Origin of the sequence: Paraburkholderia sp. SIMBA_053 (genome assembly GCF_046534895.1) — a bacterium.
Classification (GTDB): Bacteria; Pseudomonadota; Gammaproteobacteria; order Burkholderiales; family Burkholderiaceae; genus Paraburkholderia; species Paraburkholderia caledonica.
In genome coordinates, this window is record NZ_JAWRXU010000830.1 from 1 (window position 1) to 266 (window position 266).

General features: G+C 59.8%; 1 pseudogene. It reads right to left on the reverse strand.

The features are described 5' to 3' along the window. Positions 1–144: 144 nt before the first annotated feature. Positions 145–266, reverse strand: a pseudogene (locus SB753_RS37905) (patatin-like phospholipase family protein); the annotation flags it as partial.

Below are 266 nucleotides of genomic sequence, written 5' to 3' on the forward strand. Positions count from 1 at the left end.
CGTGAATGCGACGATCGGCGGAAATAACTGATTCCGGTTCGCCGGCGGTTGTTGTGCTGATCCAGCGAAAAAAGCCTGCTTCGTAAAGAAGCAGGCTTTTTTGCGTGTTGCCCCTAAGCCCTTAGGCCCTTCGCCACTAAGCCCTTAAGCCGCCACCCGGCTCGCGGCCAGCTTGCGCTGCAACTCCGGCATGATCTTCGCGACGGCTTCCTCGCCGGCGAGAATCGCTGCGTTGCGTTGCGTTGCGAGAAGTCGCTGCCGCTCAT